General features: G+C 60.4%; 15 protein-coding genes. 6 read left to right on the top strand and 9 right to left on the bottom strand.

Translation table 11 applies throughout. From position 1 onward, the window contains the following. Nucleotides 1–68: 68 nt before the first annotated feature. On the bottom strand, nucleotides 69–1,067 hold the full coding sequence (dctP, locus tag BUA94_RS04345) for a TRAP transporter substrate-binding protein DctP (protein WP_073009255.1): 999 nt from the start codon (nucleotides 1,065–1,067) through the stop codon (nucleotides 69–71). Between the two features lie 153 nt (nucleotides 1,068–1,220). Here dctP and BUA94_RS04340 point away from each other — a divergent pair, with 153 nt between their 5' ends. Both BUA94_RS04340 and trhA read left to right on the top strand, forming a co-directional pair. Beyond that, nucleotides 1,221–1,910 (top strand): GntR family transcriptional regulator, encoded by a 690-nt coding sequence (locus BUA94_RS04340; RefSeq protein WP_073009252.1) that lies wholly within the window; start codon nucleotides 1,221–1,223, stop codon nucleotides 1,908–1,910. Nucleotides 1,911–2,059: 149 nt separating this feature from the next. Beyond that, complete coding sequence (gene trhA, locus BUA94_RS04335) at nucleotides 2,060–2,713, top strand: PAQR family membrane homeostasis protein TrhA (RefSeq protein ID WP_208979962.1); 654 nt, start codon at nucleotides 2,060–2,062, stop codon at nucleotides 2,711–2,713. A 63-nt stretch (nucleotides 2,714–2,776) separates the two neighbouring features. Here trhA and BUA94_RS04330 read toward each other — a convergent pair whose 3' ends face one another. Next, entirely contained in the window at nucleotides 2,777–3,508 is a 732-nt protein-coding gene (locus tag BUA94_RS04330) for a L,D-transpeptidase (protein ID WP_084081800.1), read from the bottom strand. 188 nt (nucleotides 3,509–3,696) lie between these two features. Between BUA94_RS04330 and BUA94_RS04325 the strand changes: the two genes are divergently transcribed. Continuing rightward, complete coding sequence (locus BUA94_RS04325; protein WP_073009246.1) at nucleotides 3,697–4,758, top strand: dipeptidase; 1,062 nt, start codon at nucleotides 3,697–3,699, stop codon at nucleotides 4,756–4,758. A 332-nt stretch (nucleotides 4,759–5,090) separates the two neighbouring features. Then, the gene (locus BUA94_RS04320) at nucleotides 5,091–5,825 is read left to right on the top strand and encodes a GntR family transcriptional regulator (RefSeq protein WP_084081694.1); all 735 of its coding nucleotides are present in this window, start codon (nucleotides 5,091–5,093) and stop codon (nucleotides 5,823–5,825) included. Between the two features lie 84 nt (nucleotides 5,826–5,909). Here the strand turns inward: BUA94_RS04320 and BUA94_RS04315 are convergent, their stop codons facing one another. From BUA94_RS04315 to BUA94_RS04295, 5 genes are all read right to left on the bottom strand, one after another. After that, nucleotides 5,910–7,532: an ABC transporter ATP-binding protein gene (locus BUA94_RS04315; protein ID WP_073009240.1), complete on the bottom strand. Its 1,623-nt coding sequence runs from the start codon at nucleotides 7,530–7,532 to the stop codon at nucleotides 5,910–5,912. A 10-nt stretch (nucleotides 7,533–7,542) separates the two neighbouring features. Then, nucleotides 7,543–8,667: an ABC transporter permease subunit gene (locus BUA94_RS04310; protein ID WP_073009237.1), complete on the bottom strand. Its 1,125-nt coding sequence runs from the start codon at nucleotides 8,665–8,667 to the stop codon at nucleotides 7,543–7,545. 11 nt (nucleotides 8,668–8,678) lie between these two features. Next, complete coding sequence (gene oppB / locus BUA94_RS04305; protein ID WP_073009235.1) at nucleotides 8,679–9,602, bottom strand: oligopeptide ABC transporter permease OppB; 924 nt, start codon at nucleotides 9,600–9,602, stop codon at nucleotides 8,679–8,681. Between the two features lie 135 nt (nucleotides 9,603–9,737). Next, nucleotides 9,738–11,339 carry a peptide ABC transporter substrate-binding protein gene (locus BUA94_RS04300; RefSeq protein ID WP_073009232.1) on the bottom strand — a complete coding sequence of 534 codons (1,602 nt, stop codon included), beginning with the start codon at nucleotides 11,337–11,339 and terminating at the stop codon, nucleotides 9,738–9,740. 200 nt (nucleotides 11,340–11,539) lie between these two features. Beyond that, nucleotides 11,540–11,962, bottom strand: coding sequence for a BA14K family protein (locus BUA94_RS04295; protein ID WP_073009229.1), 423 nt, complete (start codon nucleotides 11,960–11,962; stop codon nucleotides 11,540–11,542). A gap of 208 nt (nucleotides 11,963–12,170) precedes the next feature. Here BUA94_RS04295 and BUA94_RS04290 point away from each other — a divergent pair, with 208 nt between their 5' ends. Both BUA94_RS04290 and BUA94_RS04285 read left to right on the top strand, forming a co-directional pair. Then, on the top strand, nucleotides 12,171–14,000 hold the full coding sequence (locus BUA94_RS04290) for an ABC-F family ATP-binding cassette domain-containing protein (RefSeq protein ID WP_073009226.1): 1,830 nt from the start codon (nucleotides 12,171–12,173) through the stop codon (nucleotides 13,998–14,000). 257 nt (nucleotides 14,001–14,257) lie between these two features. Next, the gene (locus tag BUA94_RS04285) at nucleotides 14,258–14,869 is read left to right on the top strand and encodes a type III-B CRISPR module-associated protein Cmr5 (protein WP_073009222.1); all 612 of its coding nucleotides are present in this window, start codon (nucleotides 14,258–14,260) and stop codon (nucleotides 14,867–14,869) included. 107 nt (nucleotides 14,870–14,976) lie between these two features. Here the strand turns inward: BUA94_RS04285 and BUA94_RS04280 are convergent, their stop codons facing one another. Together BUA94_RS04280 and BUA94_RS04275 are read right to left on the bottom strand one after the other, a co-directional pair. Then, the gene (locus tag BUA94_RS04280) at nucleotides 14,977–15,675 is read right to left on the bottom strand and encodes a pseudouridine synthase (protein WP_073009219.1); all 699 of its coding nucleotides are present in this window, start codon (nucleotides 15,673–15,675) and stop codon (nucleotides 14,977–14,979) included. 2 nt (nucleotides 15,676–15,677) lie between these two features. Beyond that, nucleotides 15,678–16,718, bottom strand: a complete 1,041-nt coding sequence (locus tag BUA94_RS04275; RefSeq protein WP_073009216.1) for a class I SAM-dependent methyltransferase — start codon at nucleotides 16,716–16,718, stop codon at nucleotides 15,678–15,680. Nucleotides 16,719–16,856: the final 138 nt, after the last annotated feature.

Below are 16,856 nucleotides of genomic sequence, written 5' to 3'. Positions count from 1 at the left end.
AGCGCTGAAAGTCTTCATCAGGACAATCAGTTCCGGCCCACCGGGGCCGGAACTGCGGTTCGGAACGATCATTCGACAGCAAGAGCCTTATCGATCAGGGCCTGGCCGTTCGGGACGGTCTCGGCGAAGTTCTTGTAGGATGTCTCCTTGGCGATCGCGAGCCAGGCGTTGTAGTCATCCGGAGACATTTCGGTCACTTCGACACCCGCCTTGGAGAAGGCGTCAACGAGCTGGTCATCCAGGCCCTTTGCCTCGCCGGCGAAATAGTCCTGCGCCACCTTGCCGGCAGCCATCAAAGCATCCTGCTGCTCCTTGGAGAGCTTGTCCCAGCTGCGCTTGGACATGAGGATCGGCTCATACATGAACCAGAGGGCATTGGCGCCCGGCTTGGTCAGGCAGACGGTCTGTTCAAAGAGGCGATAGGACACGAAGCTGCCGGAAGACGTGTTGGCAGCATCCAGAACGCCGGTCTGCAGACCGGTGTAGATTTCGGAAGACGCCATCGAGGAGATGGAGCCACCGGCACCGACGAGCATCTGCTCAAATGCTGGGCCAGCAGCGCGGGTCACCTGACCCTTGATGGTGTCCGGGCTGGTGATGCACTGCTTCTTGGACGCAAACGCGCCGGCAAGCCATGCATCCGCGATCACCACGACGCCAGCGTCATTCACGATCTTCTTGATGTCATCCATGAAGGGTGAGTTGTTCAGGCGCGCAGCCCGCTCGTGGTTGCGGACAAGACCCGGCATCAGGGTCGCGGAGAACTCCGGATGACGGCCGGAGGCATAGTCCAGCGGGAAAGCCGCGATATCGAGCTGCCCCTTGGTCATGGCGCCCCACTGGTCCTTCGCCTTGAACAGGGACTGACCCGGATAAACCTGGACTTTCAGATCAACACCGGCCTTTTCCACCTCACGGGCCAGGATCTGAACCATCTCGTCGCGGACGTCACCCTTGCCGCCCGGCCACTGATGAGATGCTTTCAATACGGTTTCAGCCTGCACACCCGCGGTGGATGCGGCCAGCACAGCTCCAAGAGCAAGCGCGGTCTTGGCTACATAGTTCATTGTGGTTCCTCCCAATTGCGCGCACTGCGGTTCCCATGCCACAGCGATCGCGCGGATCGGCGCTCGTTCGCCTGGTGTCAGGCAATCACATTCAAAGCATGCGAGTCAACGATCTTTGTATACAAGACCAAATCCATTGCATAAGATCGCACCATGACAGAAGTTCTCGTCCACACGCGCCGCGCGGAAACCCTGCGCGAAGTTCTGGAAAACGACATCGTGACCGGGGCCTATCCGGCAGGAACCCGGCTGGACGAGGTCATGCTCGCGACACGGTTCAACGTCTCGCGGACGCCGATCCGCGAAGCATTGATCGAGCTGTCCGGCGCCGGACTTGTGGAGATCCGTCCCCGCCGCGGCGCCTTCGTGCGCGAGATCGGCATCACCCGTCTGATCGAGATGTTCGAGGTCATGGCAGACCTTGAGGCCATGTGCGGCCGTCTGGCTGCCCGCCGGATCCGGGCCGAGGAGCTGGCCGAACTGGAGCAGATCCACGAGGCCTGCGTCCATGCCAAGGCAGAGGGCGATCCGGATGCTTATTTCCGGGCCAACCAGGCTTTCCACGAGGCGATCTACAAGGCGAGCCACAATTCCTTTCTGGAGGAACAGGCATTGCTTCTGCAGAACCGGCTCAAGGTCTACCGCCGCCTGCAGCTGCGCGTGCCCAACCGCATTTCCGGCTCCCTCTCCGAACACGGCCAGATCGTCGAGGCGATCAAGGCAGGGGAACCGCAGCGCGCCGCCGAAGCCCTGCGCCAGCACATCCTGATCCAGGGCGAGCGCTTCAACGACTTCGTCGCATCTGTCGCCGGCCACGTCAAATCCGTCTCTTCCCGAAGCTGATTTCCGCCGCCCTTCCCCCTCCCATTCCCTGCGCTCTTTGGGCGCTGCAGATCTTCGTGGATGACACGACCGGGCGCGCGGTGGCTCTTGCATCGGTTTGCAGGGTGATGCACCCTTTGACCTGCCTTTAACGTCAAGGGGAGATGACAGTGGACAGGGTTCAGAGTTTTGCAGAAAAGATTGCCGATGGAACTGTCCATGTGATCGGCATAGCTCTTGGCATTGCGGCGCTGATAACCTTCATTGTCGTGCTCTGGCACAACCCGGATACCGGTCGTCAGGTCTCCGTGTTCATCTACGCAGGCTGCCTGCTGGCCATGCTGATCTGCTCGGCGCTCTACAATATCTTCGCCAAGGAGAACAAGACGGGCCTGCTGCGGCGGCTGGACCACGCCGCCATCTTTCTGCTGATTGCCGGCACCTACACCCCCCTCGCCTCCATGATCATCGGCGGCTGGACGGGCGGCATCCTGCTGGCCGTGATCTGGACGGGCGCGCTCATTGGCGTCGCCCTGAAGCTGTTTCACCTGCAAGGCGTCGAGAAGGTCACCGTACCGCTCTGCCTGGCCCTCGGCTGGGTGGTTGTCTTCGCCTTCAAGCCCCTGATGGACAATGCGTCCAACTTCGCCTTCTGGATGATCATCGCAGGCGGCCTGCTCTATACGGCCGGCACAGCTTTTTATGCCTGGAAGCGGCTGCCGTTCCAGAACGCGATCTGGCACGGCTTCGTCCTGGCTGCCGCAGTCTGCCATTTCGCCGCCGTTCTGAGCGATGTCGCTCTTGGCCCCGTCCTGAGCAGCTGAGCAGTCTTCAATGAAAAAGGGCGCCATCTGACGCCCTTCTCGAATTCTATCCTGATCCAGACCTCAGGAAGCCTCTTCCTGCTTGCCGAGCACCACAACCTTCGTGCGCAGAGGCACGCGGGAGAACAGGTCGATCACGTCCTGATGCCACATGCGGATGCAGCCGGAAGACACGTTCTTGCCGATGCTGGTCGGATCATTGGTGCCGTGGATGCGATAGAGCGTATCCCGGCTGCCCTGCCACAGATCCATTGCCCGGGCGCCAAGCGGGTTCTTGAGACCCGGCTCGAAACCCTTCTCCCAGTATTTCTTGAGCGCTGGCTTGCGCTCGATCATTTCCAGCGGAGGACGCCAGATCGGCCATTCGCGCTTCACCCGGATCTGTGCATCCCCGGCCCAGGCGAAGCCCGCCTTGCCGACGCCAACGCCATAGCGCAGGGCCTTGGTCGGTGTCAGGGTCCAGTACAGGAACGCATTGTAGGGGTCGACGATGACGGTGCCCGGCCGCTCTGAGGACTTGTAGTCCACCACCTGACGCCAGAAACGGCGATCGAAGGACTTGTAGTTGATGGCAGGAAGCTCGAAGTCACCATCGGTGCGGGCAGCATAGGCCAGCTCGTAATCGAACGTCTCGTCCGGCAGCGGCGGCTGATCGGGCAGACCGACCGTGTAGCATCCGGCCAGAGACAGACAGAGCGCCGAAAGACCGCCCATCATGAGGGCCCGGCGGCTGACGGACATGTCCGACGGCTCTCGGGTTTCGGAAAGATTGGAAGAAAAATCAGAAATTGCCATCAGCACCAGCTCGACAAGAAGGCGGAAAACGCCCACATGTCATGATGCAGCCGCCTGAACTTGGCAAGGGCTTTCGGAAGAATTCCTGCCCCCTTCGCCTTTCCTGTGATGCGTGGCACAGTCCGGTTCTTCTCCTGTCTTCGCAGCTCCTTGTCGAAGGCCCTCCCTGATAACGAGACCCAAAGCGCATGAACAAGCCAATTCCCGTTTTCGACGGCCACAACGACACGCTTTTGAAGTTCGTGCTGGAAAAGGGAACCGCACAGGAGCGGAGCTTCTTCACAAAAAGCGGAGCAGGCCATATCGACCTGCCGCGTTGCCTCGAAGGCGGACTGGCAGGTGGTCTTTTCGCCATGTTCGTCCCCTCGAACACCGGCCAGGATTTTTCCCGGCCCTACAACCCGGCGGATCCGGCGAATTACGCCGAAGTCGATCAGGCTGTCGCCCTGAACTTCACGTCCGCGATGATCGCCATGGCCCGCAAGATCGAGCGCGCCTCGCAAGGTCAGGTCCGGATCTGCCGCAGTGCTGCGGAAATCCGCAAGGCCATGGAAGAAGGCAGCCTTGCCGTGTCCCTGCATATCGAAGGTGCGGAAGCCATCGACAAGGATTTCAACGCCCTCGAAACCCTGCAGGCAGCAGGCCTGCGCTCGCTCGGTCCGGTCTGGAGCCGGAAGAACATCTTTGCCGACGGGGTGCCCATGGCATTCCCCTCTTCACCCGATACGGGCCCCGGCCTGACCGACACGGGCATGGCCTTGGTCAAAGCCTGCAATGACCTCGGCATTCTGATCGATCTGTCCCATCTCAACGAGAAGGGCTTCTGGGATGTGGCCCGCACCAGCCGGCACCCGCTGGTCGCCAGCCATTCCAACGCCCATGCCATCTGCGCCAGCGCCCGCAACCTGACAGACCGGCAGCTGGACGCCATCCGGGACACCGGCGGCCTTGCAGGGATCAATTTCCACGTCGCCTTCCTGCGCGAAGATGGCCGTCATGACCGCACGACGCCGCTGGAGACGATCGCCCGCCATGCGGCCTATCTGGTCGAAAAACTTGGCGAAGACCACGTTGGCCTCGGGTCTGATTTTGACGGCTGCATGCTGCCCCTCGACCTGAAGGATGTCTCGGGCCTGCCACGCCTGATCGACGCCTTCCGGGAGGCTGGCTTTGGCGAAGAGCTGATTGAAAAGATCGCCTGGAAGAACTGGCTCGACGTGCTGGAGCGAACGCAATCGCCAAGCCTTTGACGAAGCGAGAGCCGCATGCATTGATTTGCGGCGCCTCCCCTTTTACGGAGCCACGATAGGTAGAACGATCAGTTTACATAGTTATTTCTGACAATTCACTTGCGCCTTTTCCGCAACACCTCGTCACATCAGTACGATGAAACCAGAAATTTCCTTAACGGCAACGTATTAATACAGGCGCGCGCACCAAATCACTGCTGCTATGTTTCGAAGAACTGAAACAAGCTGGGCCGGGCACGGAATGGGGCATACGAGTTTTTTCAAATCCGATAGGGAAAACCTTCCGCCTGAAAAAGGGCATTCTGCTTTGCTGCGGGCGCGAGTGTGATGACATGCCCTGCACTGGATTGACACTTGAGGCCCTACTGGCCCCGCCGATTGCCGGAAAGAAGGCTGCGCCCGTCTATACCGAGCTGAAACGCCGGATCATGATCGGGCTCCTGACCCATGAAAGCCCGATCACGGAGCAATCCCTGGCGCAGGATTTTGCCTGTTCCCAAGGGACCATCCGCGAAGTTCTGCTCTGCCTTGAGCGCGAGGAACTGGTGGAGCGCCTCGGCTATCAGGGCACCTACATCACACGGCTGAGCGAACAGGAGGCCCTGACTTTCCTGCGCCTGCGCCTGGCCCTTGAAGGATCTGCGATCCGTCAGTCCGCCGCTCAAGTGACCTGCGAGAAGATGGCCCGTCTCAGAAAGATCGCCGGCTTCTATGCGGACTCACGCGGGGTCGAAGATTCCATCATCTCGGCGGAGCTGGACCGTCTCTTTCATCAGGAGCTCTTCACCCTGAGCGGCATGCCCGCCCTGATGCCGACCTTGAAACGGACCCTGCTGCAGTTGCATCGTTTCACGCTGACCCGGCATCGCGGCCATGTGATGTGGGGAGATCTCGCCCGCGATCCGCACAAGCCGATCCTGGACGCCTTGGAGCGCCGCGATGGCGAAGAGGCTCAGGAGCATCTCTCCCGGCATATCCTTGCCTTCTTCACCCAGTTCGCTTCCGATGTGCTCTATGACGAGTTCGGCAGCACGGATGCAACCGAACTGCTGCGCAAGCTGGCGTAACGACGGACGCTTTCGGCTTCTCCAAATGACAAGAGCCGGACAGGTTCCCCTGCCCGGCTCTTGTCGTTTCGAACTGATATGTCTTCAGGCGGAAGCCATCTGCTGTGTCAGCATGGCAGCAGCCATGAGCTCGCGGGTGTACTCGCTCTGCGGGGCCTCGAAGATGTCCCGCGTGCTGCCCGCTTCCACCACCTTGCCCCGCTGCATCACCATCACCGTGTCCGCAATCGCCCGCACGACCGCAAGGTCATGGGAGATGAAGAGATAGGTGAGGTTATGATCCAGCTGCAGCTTGCGCAGAAGATCAACGATCTGCTTCTGAATGGTCCGGTCCAGAGCGGAAGTCGGCTCGTCCAGAACCACCAGCTCCGGCTTCAGCACCATCGTGCGGGCAATCGCGATGCGCTGCCGCTGGCCGCCGGAAAACTCGTGCGGATAGCGATTGCGCACGGCCGGGTCCAGCCCCACTTCCTCAAGCGCCTGAGAGGTCCGCTCTTCCCGCTCACGGGCGGACAGCTGCGGCTCGTGCACGACGAGACCTTCGGCAATGATCTGTCCGACGGTCAGGCGCGGGCTGAGGGACCCGAAAGGATCCTGGAAGACCAACTGCATGTTCCGGCGCAGGGGCCGCATCTGTGACCGGTTCCGGCCCGTCACCAGTTCGCCGTTGTAGACGACACGGCCAGTGGACGGCAGAAGATTCAGCACCGCCCGGCCAAGGGTAGACTTGCCGGATCCGCTTTCCCCGACGATGCCAAGCGTCTGCCCCTTGCGCAGGGAGAAGGACAGGTCATCAACGGCTTTCAGGACCATGGACTGCTGGAACAGCCCGCCTTCGAGCACGAATTCCACCCCGACCTTCTGCGCTTCCAGAAGCAACTGTGCATCGGCAGCAACTGGCGCTTTGGTGCCCGTTGGCTCCGCATCGAGCAGCATCCGCGTATAGGGATGGGCCGGTGCGTCGAAGATCTGCTTCGCCTCGCCGGTCTCCACCACTTCCCCGCTCTTCATGACATAGACCCGGTCCGCAATGCGCCGGACGATGCCGAGATCGTGGGTGATGAAGATCACCGCCATGCCGAGCCGCTTTTGCAGATCGGCCAGAAGGTCAAGGATCTGCGCCTGGGTCGTTACATCCAGTGCGGTGGTCGGCTCATCGGCAATGAGGACATCCGGATCATTGGCAAGCGCCATGGCGATCATCACGCGCTGACGCTGGCCGCCGGACATCTCGTAGGGAAACGAGCGGATCTTGCGTTCCGGATCAGGGATATTCACCAGCTTGAGCAGTTCCAGTGCCCGCGCCTTGGCCGCCTTCCAGCTCAGCCCGCCATGGACGACCATGGGCTCGGCAAGCTGCCGGCCGATGGTGTAGAGCGGATCGAGTGACGTCATCGGTTCCTGGAAGATCATCGTGATCTTCTTGCCCCGGACCCTGTTCAGCTGACGGACCGGCAGACCGAGAATGTCTCTGTCTTCATAGATGACTTTGCCGCCAGTCTTGCCGTTGGAGGCAAGAAGGCCCATGGCTGCCATCATGGTCTGGCTCTTGCCAGAGCCGCTCTCGCCCACGATCGCGACCGTTTCGCCAGCCGCGACATTGATGTTGACGCCCCGCACCGCATTGACCGTGCCGGTCGGCGTGGAGAAGTCGACAGTCAGGTTCTGGATGTCCAGAACCGTCTTCTTTGCTTGTGTGTCTGTCATGTCCCGTCTCCTACCGGTCTTTCGGATCCAGCGCGTCGCGCAGGCCATCGCCGATGAAGTTCAGGGCGAAGAGTGTGGACGTGAGGAAGATGGAGGGGAACACCAGCATCCACCAGGCGCCCTGCATGTTGCGCGCGCCTTCGGAAATCAGCACGCCCCAGCTGGTCATGGGCTCCTGAACGCCCAGCCCCAGGAAGGACAGGAAGCTTTCCAGCAGGATGACCTTGGGCACCAGAAGCGTCATGTAGACCACCACCGGGCCAAGCGTGTTCGGAATGATGTGCCGCTTGAGAATGCCCCTGTCAGGCACGCCCATGGCTTCCGCCGCCTGCACATATTCCTGGCGCTTGATGGTAAGGGTCTGGCCGCGCACGATACGGGCCATATCCAGCCATTCGACGGCACCAACCGCAATGAACATCAGCACGAAGTTCCGGCCGAAGAACACCACCAGCATGATGACGAAGAAGATGAAGGGCAGCGAATAGAGAATGTCGACAACGCGCATCATCATCTGGTCAGCGCGGCCGCCCAGGTAGCCCGATGTCGCCCCATAGACAACACCGATGCTGATGGCGACCACCGTTGCCAGAAGCCCGATGGTGAGCGACACGCGGCCCGCAATAAAGGTACGGGTCATCATGTCACGGCCGTTGGCATCCGTGCCGAAATAGAAGCGCAGATAGTTCACGTCCGCATTCAGCACGGCGGATTTCTTGTCCTCCGACATGCTTTCAAGGCTGGGGTTCACGAACATGTCGCTGCGGTCGAAGTAGCGCGTGATGCGCGGATCGATCTCGCGGCTGGAGCTGACGGTGGCAGTGATCTTGCCATCGGTCTCGGTCAGGCTGTCAATCGACAGCCGGGCCCGCTTCAACAGGGCTTCGAAGGCCGGTTGAACCTGATCCGCACGCGGATAGGCCTCCAGACTGGCCGGAACCTTGACATAGTCACGATAGACCTTGTCGAAAGGATGCGGGGACAGCATCGGCCCGACGATGGAAATGATGGCGATCAGGCCCAGCACGATCATGCTGCCGACGGCGGCCTTGTTGGCCAGCAGACGGTCCTTGGCATCATCCCAGAGCGAACGCCCCTTGACCGGAGCGGAAACGGCTTGAGTTGTCATGGTCATGGCGCGCCCTCTCAATCGAACCGCACACGCGGATCGAGCAGCGCATAGAGCAGATCCACAATCAGGTTGAACAGGATGACGAAGCAGGCAACGACAACGACGGTACCCATGACCAGCGTGTAGTCACGGTTCAGGGCGCCTTGCACGAAATAGCGGCCAATGCCCGGAATGCCGTAAATGGTCTCCACCACCACGGAGCCGGTCAGAAGAGCGGCCGCAGCCGGGCCGAGATAGGACACGACCGGCAGGATGGCACCGCGCAGGGCGTGTACGACGATAACCAGATAGGCGCTGAGACCATAGGCGCGCGCGGTGCGCACATGGTTGGAGCGCAAGGCCTCGATCATCGAGCCGCGCGTCAAACGCGCCACCACTGCCACCTGCGGCAAAGCAAGGGTCACCACCGGCAGAATGACGTTGACGAAGGCGCCATTGTTCCAGCCGCCGACGGGCAGCCAGCCAAGCCAGACCCCGAGGATCAGTGTCAGGATAGGCGCCACGACGAAATTGGGGACGGTCACGCCGAGAGTTGCCGCTGCCATCACCGCGTAGTCGGTGCTCTGGTTCTGGCGCAGGGCCGCCACGACACCAAGCGTGCCGCCGACGACGAGCGCGAGGCAAAGCGCTGACAAGCCAAGCTGCATGGAAATCGGCAGGCTTTCAGCGAACAGCTCATTGATCGTGAAGTCGCGGAAATAGAAGCTCGGTCCGAAGTCCAGGGCTGCAACGCTCTTCAGATAGAGCAGGTACTGCGCCCAGAGCGGCTCGTTCAGATGATAGATCCGGCTGAGGTTTTCCATCACCTTCGCTTCCAGCGGACGCTCCAGATCGAAAGGCCCGCCAGGCGCGATCCGGATCAGGAAGAACGAAAAGGTGATGATGAGAAACAGGGTCGGGATGGCCCCGAGCAATCGCCCGATAACGTAGCGAAGCATGGATATACCCTTTTGTCTTTGACAGTGGTCTCGCGCCACCTTGACGGCAGGCCCTTTGGATCTGCCGTGTCATGAAACAGATCAGGCAGGCTCTGGCTGAACCTTCTGGGTCGCCGGAGCCTGCCTGTGTGATGCTTACTTGGAAATATTGATGTAGCGCGACGGATGCACGTTGAGGAGGTTGTCCTCAAAGCCCGAGACCTTGTCGGAAACAAGGTTGATAGAGCCATAGTACATCATCGGGATGAACGGCAGATCACGCATGAACAGCTCTTCGGCCTGCTTCAGGATGGCCGCACGCTTTTCAAGATCGATGGTGGCAGCAGCCTCATCCATCAGCTTGTCGTAATCCGGGTTCTTGTAGTGCGAGTAGTTGAAGCCGGTGTTGTCGGACTCGACCAGGAACAGGAAGTTCTGCGGGTCGGAATAGTCGCCGATCCAGCCTGCACGGGCCAGATCATAGTCACCGCCATCACGCAGCATGGCGTAATGGGTCTTGGTGTCGGTGTTGATCAGGGAGATCTCGACGCCAAGCGGCTTCCACATGTCGGCCAGAGCCACAGCGGTGTTCTTGTGGTTCTCGGACGTGTTGTAGTTGATGGTCAGCTTCAGCGGGTTTTCCGGACCATAGCCGGCAGCCTTCAGCAGTTCGGCCGCTTTTTCTTCGCGGTCGATCATCGGCATGTCCATGTAGTCCGCATAGGCCGGCTCACCATAGTTGCCGATGCCGGGCGGAACGAAGGAATAGGCAGCCACCATGGTGGAGCCCCAGATCTCGTCGGCCAGGAATTCACGGTCGATGGAGATGGACAGGGCCTGGCGGACTTCCGGCTTGGCAATTGCCTCGTCGTTGAAGTTCACGGCGTAATAATAGGTGCCCAGATACGGCGCCACGCGGAACTGGTCGCCCAGGTTTTCCCGCATGAACTTGACCTGCTCGGTCGGTGCGTCGTTGTTGGTGTCCAGTTCGCCAGCCTGGAACCGGCGGAGTGCCGCGCCACGGTCTTCGGTCGGATAGTAGATCACCTTGTCGACGGCCACATTCGCGGCATCGTGGAAGTTCGGGTTCTTCACGGCCGTGATGTGATCGTTCGGCACGAACTCGGTCAAGGTGAAGGCGCCGTTGGTGACAATGTTCTCCGGCTTTACGAAGTCAGTGCCGAACTTCTCCACGGAAGCCGGGTGAACCGGAAGGCCGGTCTGGTGCGCCAGAAGGTCAATGAAATAGGGAGTAGCAGCGCCGAGGGTGATTTCCAGCGTGTGGTCATCCACCGCCTTCACGCCCAGTTCCTCGCCCTTCTTCTCACCCTTGTTGATCGCTTCCGCGTTCAGGATCGGATACAGGACCGTCGCGTATTTCGCGCCAGTTTCCGGGTTCATGATCCGCTGCAGGGAGAAGACGAAATCGCCAGCAACGACCGGGTCGCCATTGGACCACTTCGCGTCATCGCGCAACTTGAAAGTGTAGGTCTTGCCATCATCAGAGACGGTCCACTCGGAAGCCACGCCCGGGATGATCTTGCCGTCTGCACTGTAGGCAACCAGACCTTCATAAAGGTCACGCAGGATGTGCGCTTCGTAGGTTGTCGAGGTCTTGTGCTGATCAAGCGTTTCAGGATCTGCCGTGTTGCCACGGTGATAGACCACTTCCGCCATCGCGGAAACGGACATGGCCGTCATGGACGCGGACGCCAGAAGCACCGCAGCCAGAGCCGTCTTGGTAAATGTTCGCAGCATGTGCTCTCCCCTTTTGGTTGTAATTGAGCCGTACGACAGCAGGCACGATTCCACGGAGCAGCACAGTTAGCAAGATTTCCCTAACGGTATTTTCCGGCAATGATCCAAAGAAGAATCCGTCACATTTGGTTCAAGTTCAAACTTGAACAGATTATTCCGGCGAGTTCGCCCCGCCGGAATAATTTTCCCGCAAAGGTGGATCAGCCTTCGCAGAAGCGCTCTTCACCACGATAGGTGATGAAAGTCCCCGAGCGGGGATCGAAAGAGCGGTACTTTCTGGCGCAATAGGCAGCCCATTCCGGTGTCCACGGCGCATAGGCGCGCGCGGGTGCATAGTAGACCGGAGGCGGCGGGGGTGGCGGCGCGTAATAGACCCGCGGCGGCGGCGGTGGTGCATAGCGAACCGGGGGCGGCGCATAATAAGCAGGCGGAGGCGGTGCCTGCGGAGCGGTCAGAACCGATCCAAGTACAGCCCCTGCAGCTAGGCCGATGATACCGGCAGCTGCAGCCTCGCCGCCATGATTGCGGTGCCCGGCAGCAGCCTCGCCGCTGGCAAGAACCGTTCCCAGAGCCAGTGCCCCGGCAAGACCCGCCGCACAGGCAAATCTACGGCTGAAATTCATGAAAGGTCTCCTGAGTCCCAAACAGACCGGCATTGCGCCTTCGCGCGAAATACCGAGCCTCACAAAAAACAACCGCAAAATTCAGCCCAAATCATGACGGAGCGCACCAAGGGGCTTGCAACTGGGCAGCGGATGGTTTTCCTGACCGCAATGGCAAGCCCCGGATCCGGGGCAGCCCCTTTCAAAGACATGGCAGACCCTAGACCTCATGGCCCCTCCTCTTCTGATCCTGCGCGACATCCAGCTGACCTTTGGCGGCACCCCGCTTCTGACAGGAGCCGATCTTTCGGTCTCAGAAGGCGAGCGCCTGTGCCTTGTCGGGCGGAACGGGTCGGGCAAGTCCACCTTGCTGAAGATCGCCGCGGGCATCGTGGAGGCTGACAAGGGCGAGCGGTTCTTCCAGCCGGGCCGGACCATCCGCTATCTGCCGCAGGAGCCGGACCTGTCCGCCTATGCCACCACGCTCGATTACGTGAACGAGGGGCTTGCCCCCGGGGACGATCCTTACCGTGGCCAGTATCTTCTGGATGTTTTGGGCCTGACCGGCAAGGAAGATCCAAAGGCCCTGTCCGGCGGGGAAGCGCGCCGTGCAGCTCTTGCCCGCACCCTGGCACCCGAGCCGGACGTACTGCTTCTGGACGAACCGACCAACCACCTCGACCTTCCGGCCATCGAATGGCTGGAATCCGAGCTGAAGAGCTTGAAATCGGCGATGGTCATCATTTCCCACGACCGGCGCTTCCTGGAGAACCTCTCCCGCGCCACCGTCTGGATCGACCGGGGACAGTCCCGCCGCATGGACCGCAGCTTTGCCCATTTCGAGGAATGGCGCGACCAGGTGCTGGAGCAGGAAGAACTCGACCACCAGAAGCTCGCAGCCAAGATCAAGCGCGAAGAGCACTGGATGACCTATGGCGTCACGGCCCGGCGCAAGCGCAACATGCGACGGGTGCGCGAGCTGTCGGATCTGCGCAAGCAGTATCGCGACCATCGCGGACCGCAGGGCACTGCCAAGCTTTCCGCCACCGACGCGGAAGCCTCAGGCAAGCTGGTGATCGAGGCAAAGTCCATCACCAAGACCTATGGCGAGCGCAGCATCGTTGGCGGCTTCTCCTCCCGTATCCAGCGCGGTGACCGGGTCGGCTTCGTCGGCGCGAATGGTGCCGGCAAGACCACGCTTCTGAAGATGCTGACCGGCGAACTGGAACCGGACACCGGTTCCGTGCGCCTCGGCACCAATCTGGAAATGGTCACACTCGACCAGAAGCGCGAGAACCTGGACCCGAATGATACGCTGTCTTCCGTCCTGACCGGCGGACGCGGCGACACGGTGGTGATCGGCGAAGAGACCAAGCATGTCATCGGCTACATGAAGGACTTCCTGTTCTCGCCCGAACAGGCCCGCACACCCGTCGGCGTCCTTTCAGGCGGCGAGCGGGCACGCTTGATGCTGGCCAGAGCGCTCGCCAACAAGTCCAACCTGATGGTGCTCGACGAGCCGACCAACGATCTGGACCTGGAAACCCTCGACCTACTGCAGGAACTGCTCGCGGACTATCCGGGCACGGCGCTTATCGTCTCCCACGACCGTGACTTCCTCGACCGCGTCGCGACCTCTGTGATCGTGTCGGAAGGCGATGGCAAGTGGCAGGAATATGCCGGCGGCTATTCCGACATGCTCGCCCAGCGCGGTGAAGGCGTCACCGCCCGCAAAACTGAGAAGGCGGAAAAGCAGGCCGCACTCAAGCGCAAGGATGGCCTTGCCGGAGAAAAGCCTGCTGCTGCCAAGCCAGCTGCGAAGTCCAAGCTGTCCTTCACCCAGCAGCATCTCCTGAAGACCCTGCCCAAGACCATCGAGGACATCGAAAAGAAGCTCGCAAAGCTTCAGGGCGAGATGAATGATCCGTCGCTCTACACCAAGAATCCGGACAAGTTCGCCAAGCTCTCTGCAGAGATCGCCAAGCTGACGGAAGAAAAGCATGCTGCCGAGGAGCAGTGGCTTGAACTTGAGATGCTGAAAGAAGAGATGGAGGGCTGAAACCAGCCTCCTGCCAACCACTTGCCAGCCGCGAAGCGGGCCTGAAGCTCTCATTCAGGTCCGCGCTCACCTCATCGCATATCCATAAAGCCGGGCGAGGTCATTGCCCGGCTTCTTGCTATTTCCCTGATATATCAATCGGTCATGAACCTTATCCCCTGCGGTCGGGACACAGGAATGACGATTGCTCGTGAGCTCATTCAAAAAGCCCGGGTCAATCGGACATTCTTACCTGTTGCTGCAAGAGGACTTTTGCAATGGCCAAGACTATTCAGACCATCGACTATCCGGAAGACCTGAAGGGCATACTTACCGATGGCGCCCTGAAGTCTGCCTTCCTGAAATACTGCCAGGGCAAACAGCTTCTCTATGCGTTTGAGTTCGCCTTCAAAAAGCCTGCCCCCAAGAATGCCGAGTTGGCCAAGACCTACTACAAGGCCCACTATGCCTCGGGTGCCCGGGCTCTCCCGGCTCTGCTCCAACATTCCGGTCTTTGCACGGCAGCGGCGAAACTCGCCCAGGGGCAAAAATGGGACGCCAAGTACTGGAAGCCCATTCACGCTGCTGCCCGGGCCTATATCCAGAAAGAGCTTCTAACGGCTCAGATCGATGACTTCTACAAGTCCGACAGCTTTACGCCTGCCCATCACCAGCACTTCACCAAGAAGTACAAGGCCAGCAAGACCGTTCAGGAAAAGCTCGGCGTCTACAAGAGCGACAAGCTCTTGAACCAGTTCATTGCCTCACTGGTGACCAGCAACGGCCAGGCCACGGCACTGGCAACCAAGCTGATCAAGAGCGAGAAGATGCTACAGGGAAACAAGCCTGCCGACCTGATCAATGCAGCGCAAAAGTACTTGCCGGAATGATGCCTGCAGAACGCCGATCTCTTGATACCTGAAAATGGTCTGCCCCTGAACGCATCGGTCCCGGCCATGAGCCGGGACAGAGCGGCACAAGCGCCAAGCCCCTGGTCTCAACCGAAAATCCGGGCCTTGTCCTCTTCCCCTAGAAGCTTCCATTCGCCTTCGGCGACACCTTCGAGATCAAGCTTGCCGATACGGATGCGGGCGAGTTCCTGGACGTGATTGCCGGTCGCGGCAAACATGCGGCGGACCTGATGGTAGCGCCCCTCGTGCAGGGTCAGGCGGACATGGGTTTCTGACAGAACCTCAAGCTCCGCCGGCTTCAAGGGCTTTACTTCGCTTTCCAGCATCATCTCGCCGGAAGCAAAGAGAGCAGCTTCGTCTCCCTTCAGCGGACGATCCAGAACTGCCTCATAGATCTTCGGCACCTCGGCCTTGGGAGAAATCACCTGATGCAGGAAGGTTCCGTCATCAGTGAAAAGCAAGGCGCCGGACGTGTCCTTGTCGAGACGGCCGATGGTGGAGAGCACCGGCTTGCGCATGCGGAACCGGTCCGGCAGCAGGTCATAGACCAGCCGGCCTTGATCCTTGGTCGAACAGGTATAGCCGACGGGCTTGTTCAGAAGCAGAACCATGCCCGGCGCCGGATCCAGCGGCTCGTCATCGAAGAGAATGTCCTCATGCGGTGTCGGGCTATCAGCCTTCAGGGTGTTGCCCTGCCGGTCGGTCAGCCAGCCATTGCGGATCGCAGTCTGGATTTCCTTGCGGCTGCCGTAGCCGAGATTGGCGATAAGCTTGACAAGACGCATGCTTATTTCCCCTTGGCCTTCACTGCCCGGATCACCTTGTAGCCGCCTTCATCCGCGATCATCTTCACATCGGCGAAGACCTCGTTGAGCGTATGCTCGTAGGGAAGGTGCCGGTTGGCGACGAGAAAGAACTGGCCGCCGGATCGCAGACCACGGGCAGCTGCCCGGATGAAGTTCTGCCCGACATCCGTACGGTCCGCCTTGCCGGACTGATGGAACGGCGGGTTGGAGACGAGGAAGTCATAAGGACCTTCGATACCCTTGGTCACATCAGACCAGACCCCGTTCATCGGCTTCTTGCCCTTGAAGGCAGCAAGGTTTTCTTCAGCCAGGTCCAGGGCCCGCTTTTCCGCTTCATAAAGATCCATGGAAGTGACCTTCGGCGCACGCTCCAGTACGGTACGGGCCAGGAAACCGAACCCAGCGCCAAGATCCGCACCGCGCCCTGCGAGCGTATCCGGCAGGTGATCGGCAAGAAGACGGGAGGCCGGGTCGATCCGGTCCCAGGCGAACAGACCCGGACGGCTTTTGAACGCCCCGTCCAGCACCTCGCGCGGGGCATCAAGGGCGGCCCATTCCGAAACCAGCGCCTGGTTCACGGTCGCCGTATCCACTGCGCCCCAAACCACACGGCACTTGTGCTTGGAGAGATGTTCGCTAGACCCGATCAGCGCTTCCAGATCCGCTTCCAGCGTCTTTGCGCCTTCCGTGTTCGGGGCGGATGCGATCACCAGACCACCGCAACGCACTTTCTGAACGGCGCGGGCCAGCTGCGCCCGGGCTTCCTGCCGCTGACGGGTGGGCAGAACCAGCACCGCGTCAAAGCCGGACGCGTCAATCTCCGCATCGACCTTCAGCCCCATGGCCTCCAGCGCATCCCGGTCCGGCGCAAAGCTCTGCTCGCAGACCAGCTTGTGGTCGCGAAGCATCGCCAGCTCGCGCCCGGCACGGGCCCGCAGGAACAGGATGTTGCTGTCCGCGGACAGTTCGACAGAACCATCTTCCAGCGGCAGAAGCAGGGTTTGCAGGGCGGGATCACTCATGAGGGTACACTCTTTCCAAATAGCGGCAGCAGGCCAGCAAAAGCGCCCCGCGGGCGGTCTGTTGCGCGAGCTATAGGGCCGAAGACATCCAAGGTCAAAGTCCAGCCTGGGATCAATGCGCGTTTCTCCAGGAATCTG

This window comes from Roseibium suaedae (assembly GCF_900142725.1).
In the GTDB taxonomy this organism is placed as follows: domain Bacteria; phylum Pseudomonadota; class Alphaproteobacteria; order Rhizobiales; family Stappiaceae; genus Roseibium; species Roseibium suaedae.
Note: the sequence above shows the minus strand (reverse complement) of the source record. Positions and strands in the feature narration are given on the sequence as shown.

Coding starts and splice junctions, on each gene's coding strand:
- BUA94_RS04340 (WP_073009252.1), top strand. CDS start 1,221: ATGACAGAAGTTCTCGTCCACACGCGCCGCGCGGAAACCCTGCGCGAA.
- BUA94_RS04280 (WP_073009219.1), bottom strand. CDS start 15,675: ATGCGTCTTGTCAAGCTTATCGCCAATCTCGGCTACGGCAGCCGCAAG.
- BUA94_RS04325 (WP_073009246.1), top strand. CDS start 3,697: ATGAACAAGCCAATTCCCGTTTTCGACGGCCACAACGACACGCTTTTG.
- BUA94_RS04285 (WP_073009222.1), top strand. CDS start 14,258: ATGGCCAAGACTATTCAGACCATCGACTATCCGGAAGACCTGAAGGGC.
- BUA94_RS04290 (WP_073009226.1), top strand. CDS start 12,171: ATGGCCCCTCCTCTTCTGATCCTGCGCGACATCCAGCTGACCTTTGGC.
- BUA94_RS04320 (WP_084081694.1), top strand. CDS start 5,091: ATGCCCTGCACTGGATTGACACTTGAGGCCCTACTGGCCCCGCCGATT.
- BUA94_RS04300 (WP_073009232.1), bottom strand. CDS start 11,339: ATGCTGCGAACATTTACCAAGACGGCTCTGGCTGCGGTGCTTCTGGCG.
- BUA94_RS04275 (WP_073009216.1), bottom strand. CDS start 16,718: ATGAGTGATCCCGCCCTGCAAACCCTGCTTCTGCCGCTGGAAGATGGT.
- BUA94_RS04295 (WP_073009229.1), bottom strand. CDS start 11,962: ATGAATTTCAGCCGTAGATTTGCCTGTGCGGCGGGTCTTGCCGGGGCA.
- BUA94_RS04315 (WP_073009240.1), bottom strand. CDS start 7,532: ATGACAGACACACAAGCAAAGAAGACGGTTCTGGACATCCAGAACCTG.
- BUA94_RS04330 (WP_084081800.1), bottom strand. CDS start 3,508: ATGGCAATTTCTGATTTTTCTTCCAATCTTTCCGAAACCCGAGAGCCG.
- oppB (WP_073009235.1), bottom strand. CDS start 9,602: ATGCTTCGCTACGTTATCGGGCGATTGCTCGGGGCCATCCCGACCCTG.
- dctP (WP_073009255.1), bottom strand. CDS start 1,067: ATGAACTATGTAGCCAAGACCGCGCTTGCTCTTGGAGCTGTGCTGGCC.
- BUA94_RS04310 (WP_073009237.1), bottom strand. CDS start 8,667: ATGACCATGACAACTCAAGCCGTTTCCGCTCCGGTCAAGGGGCGTTCG.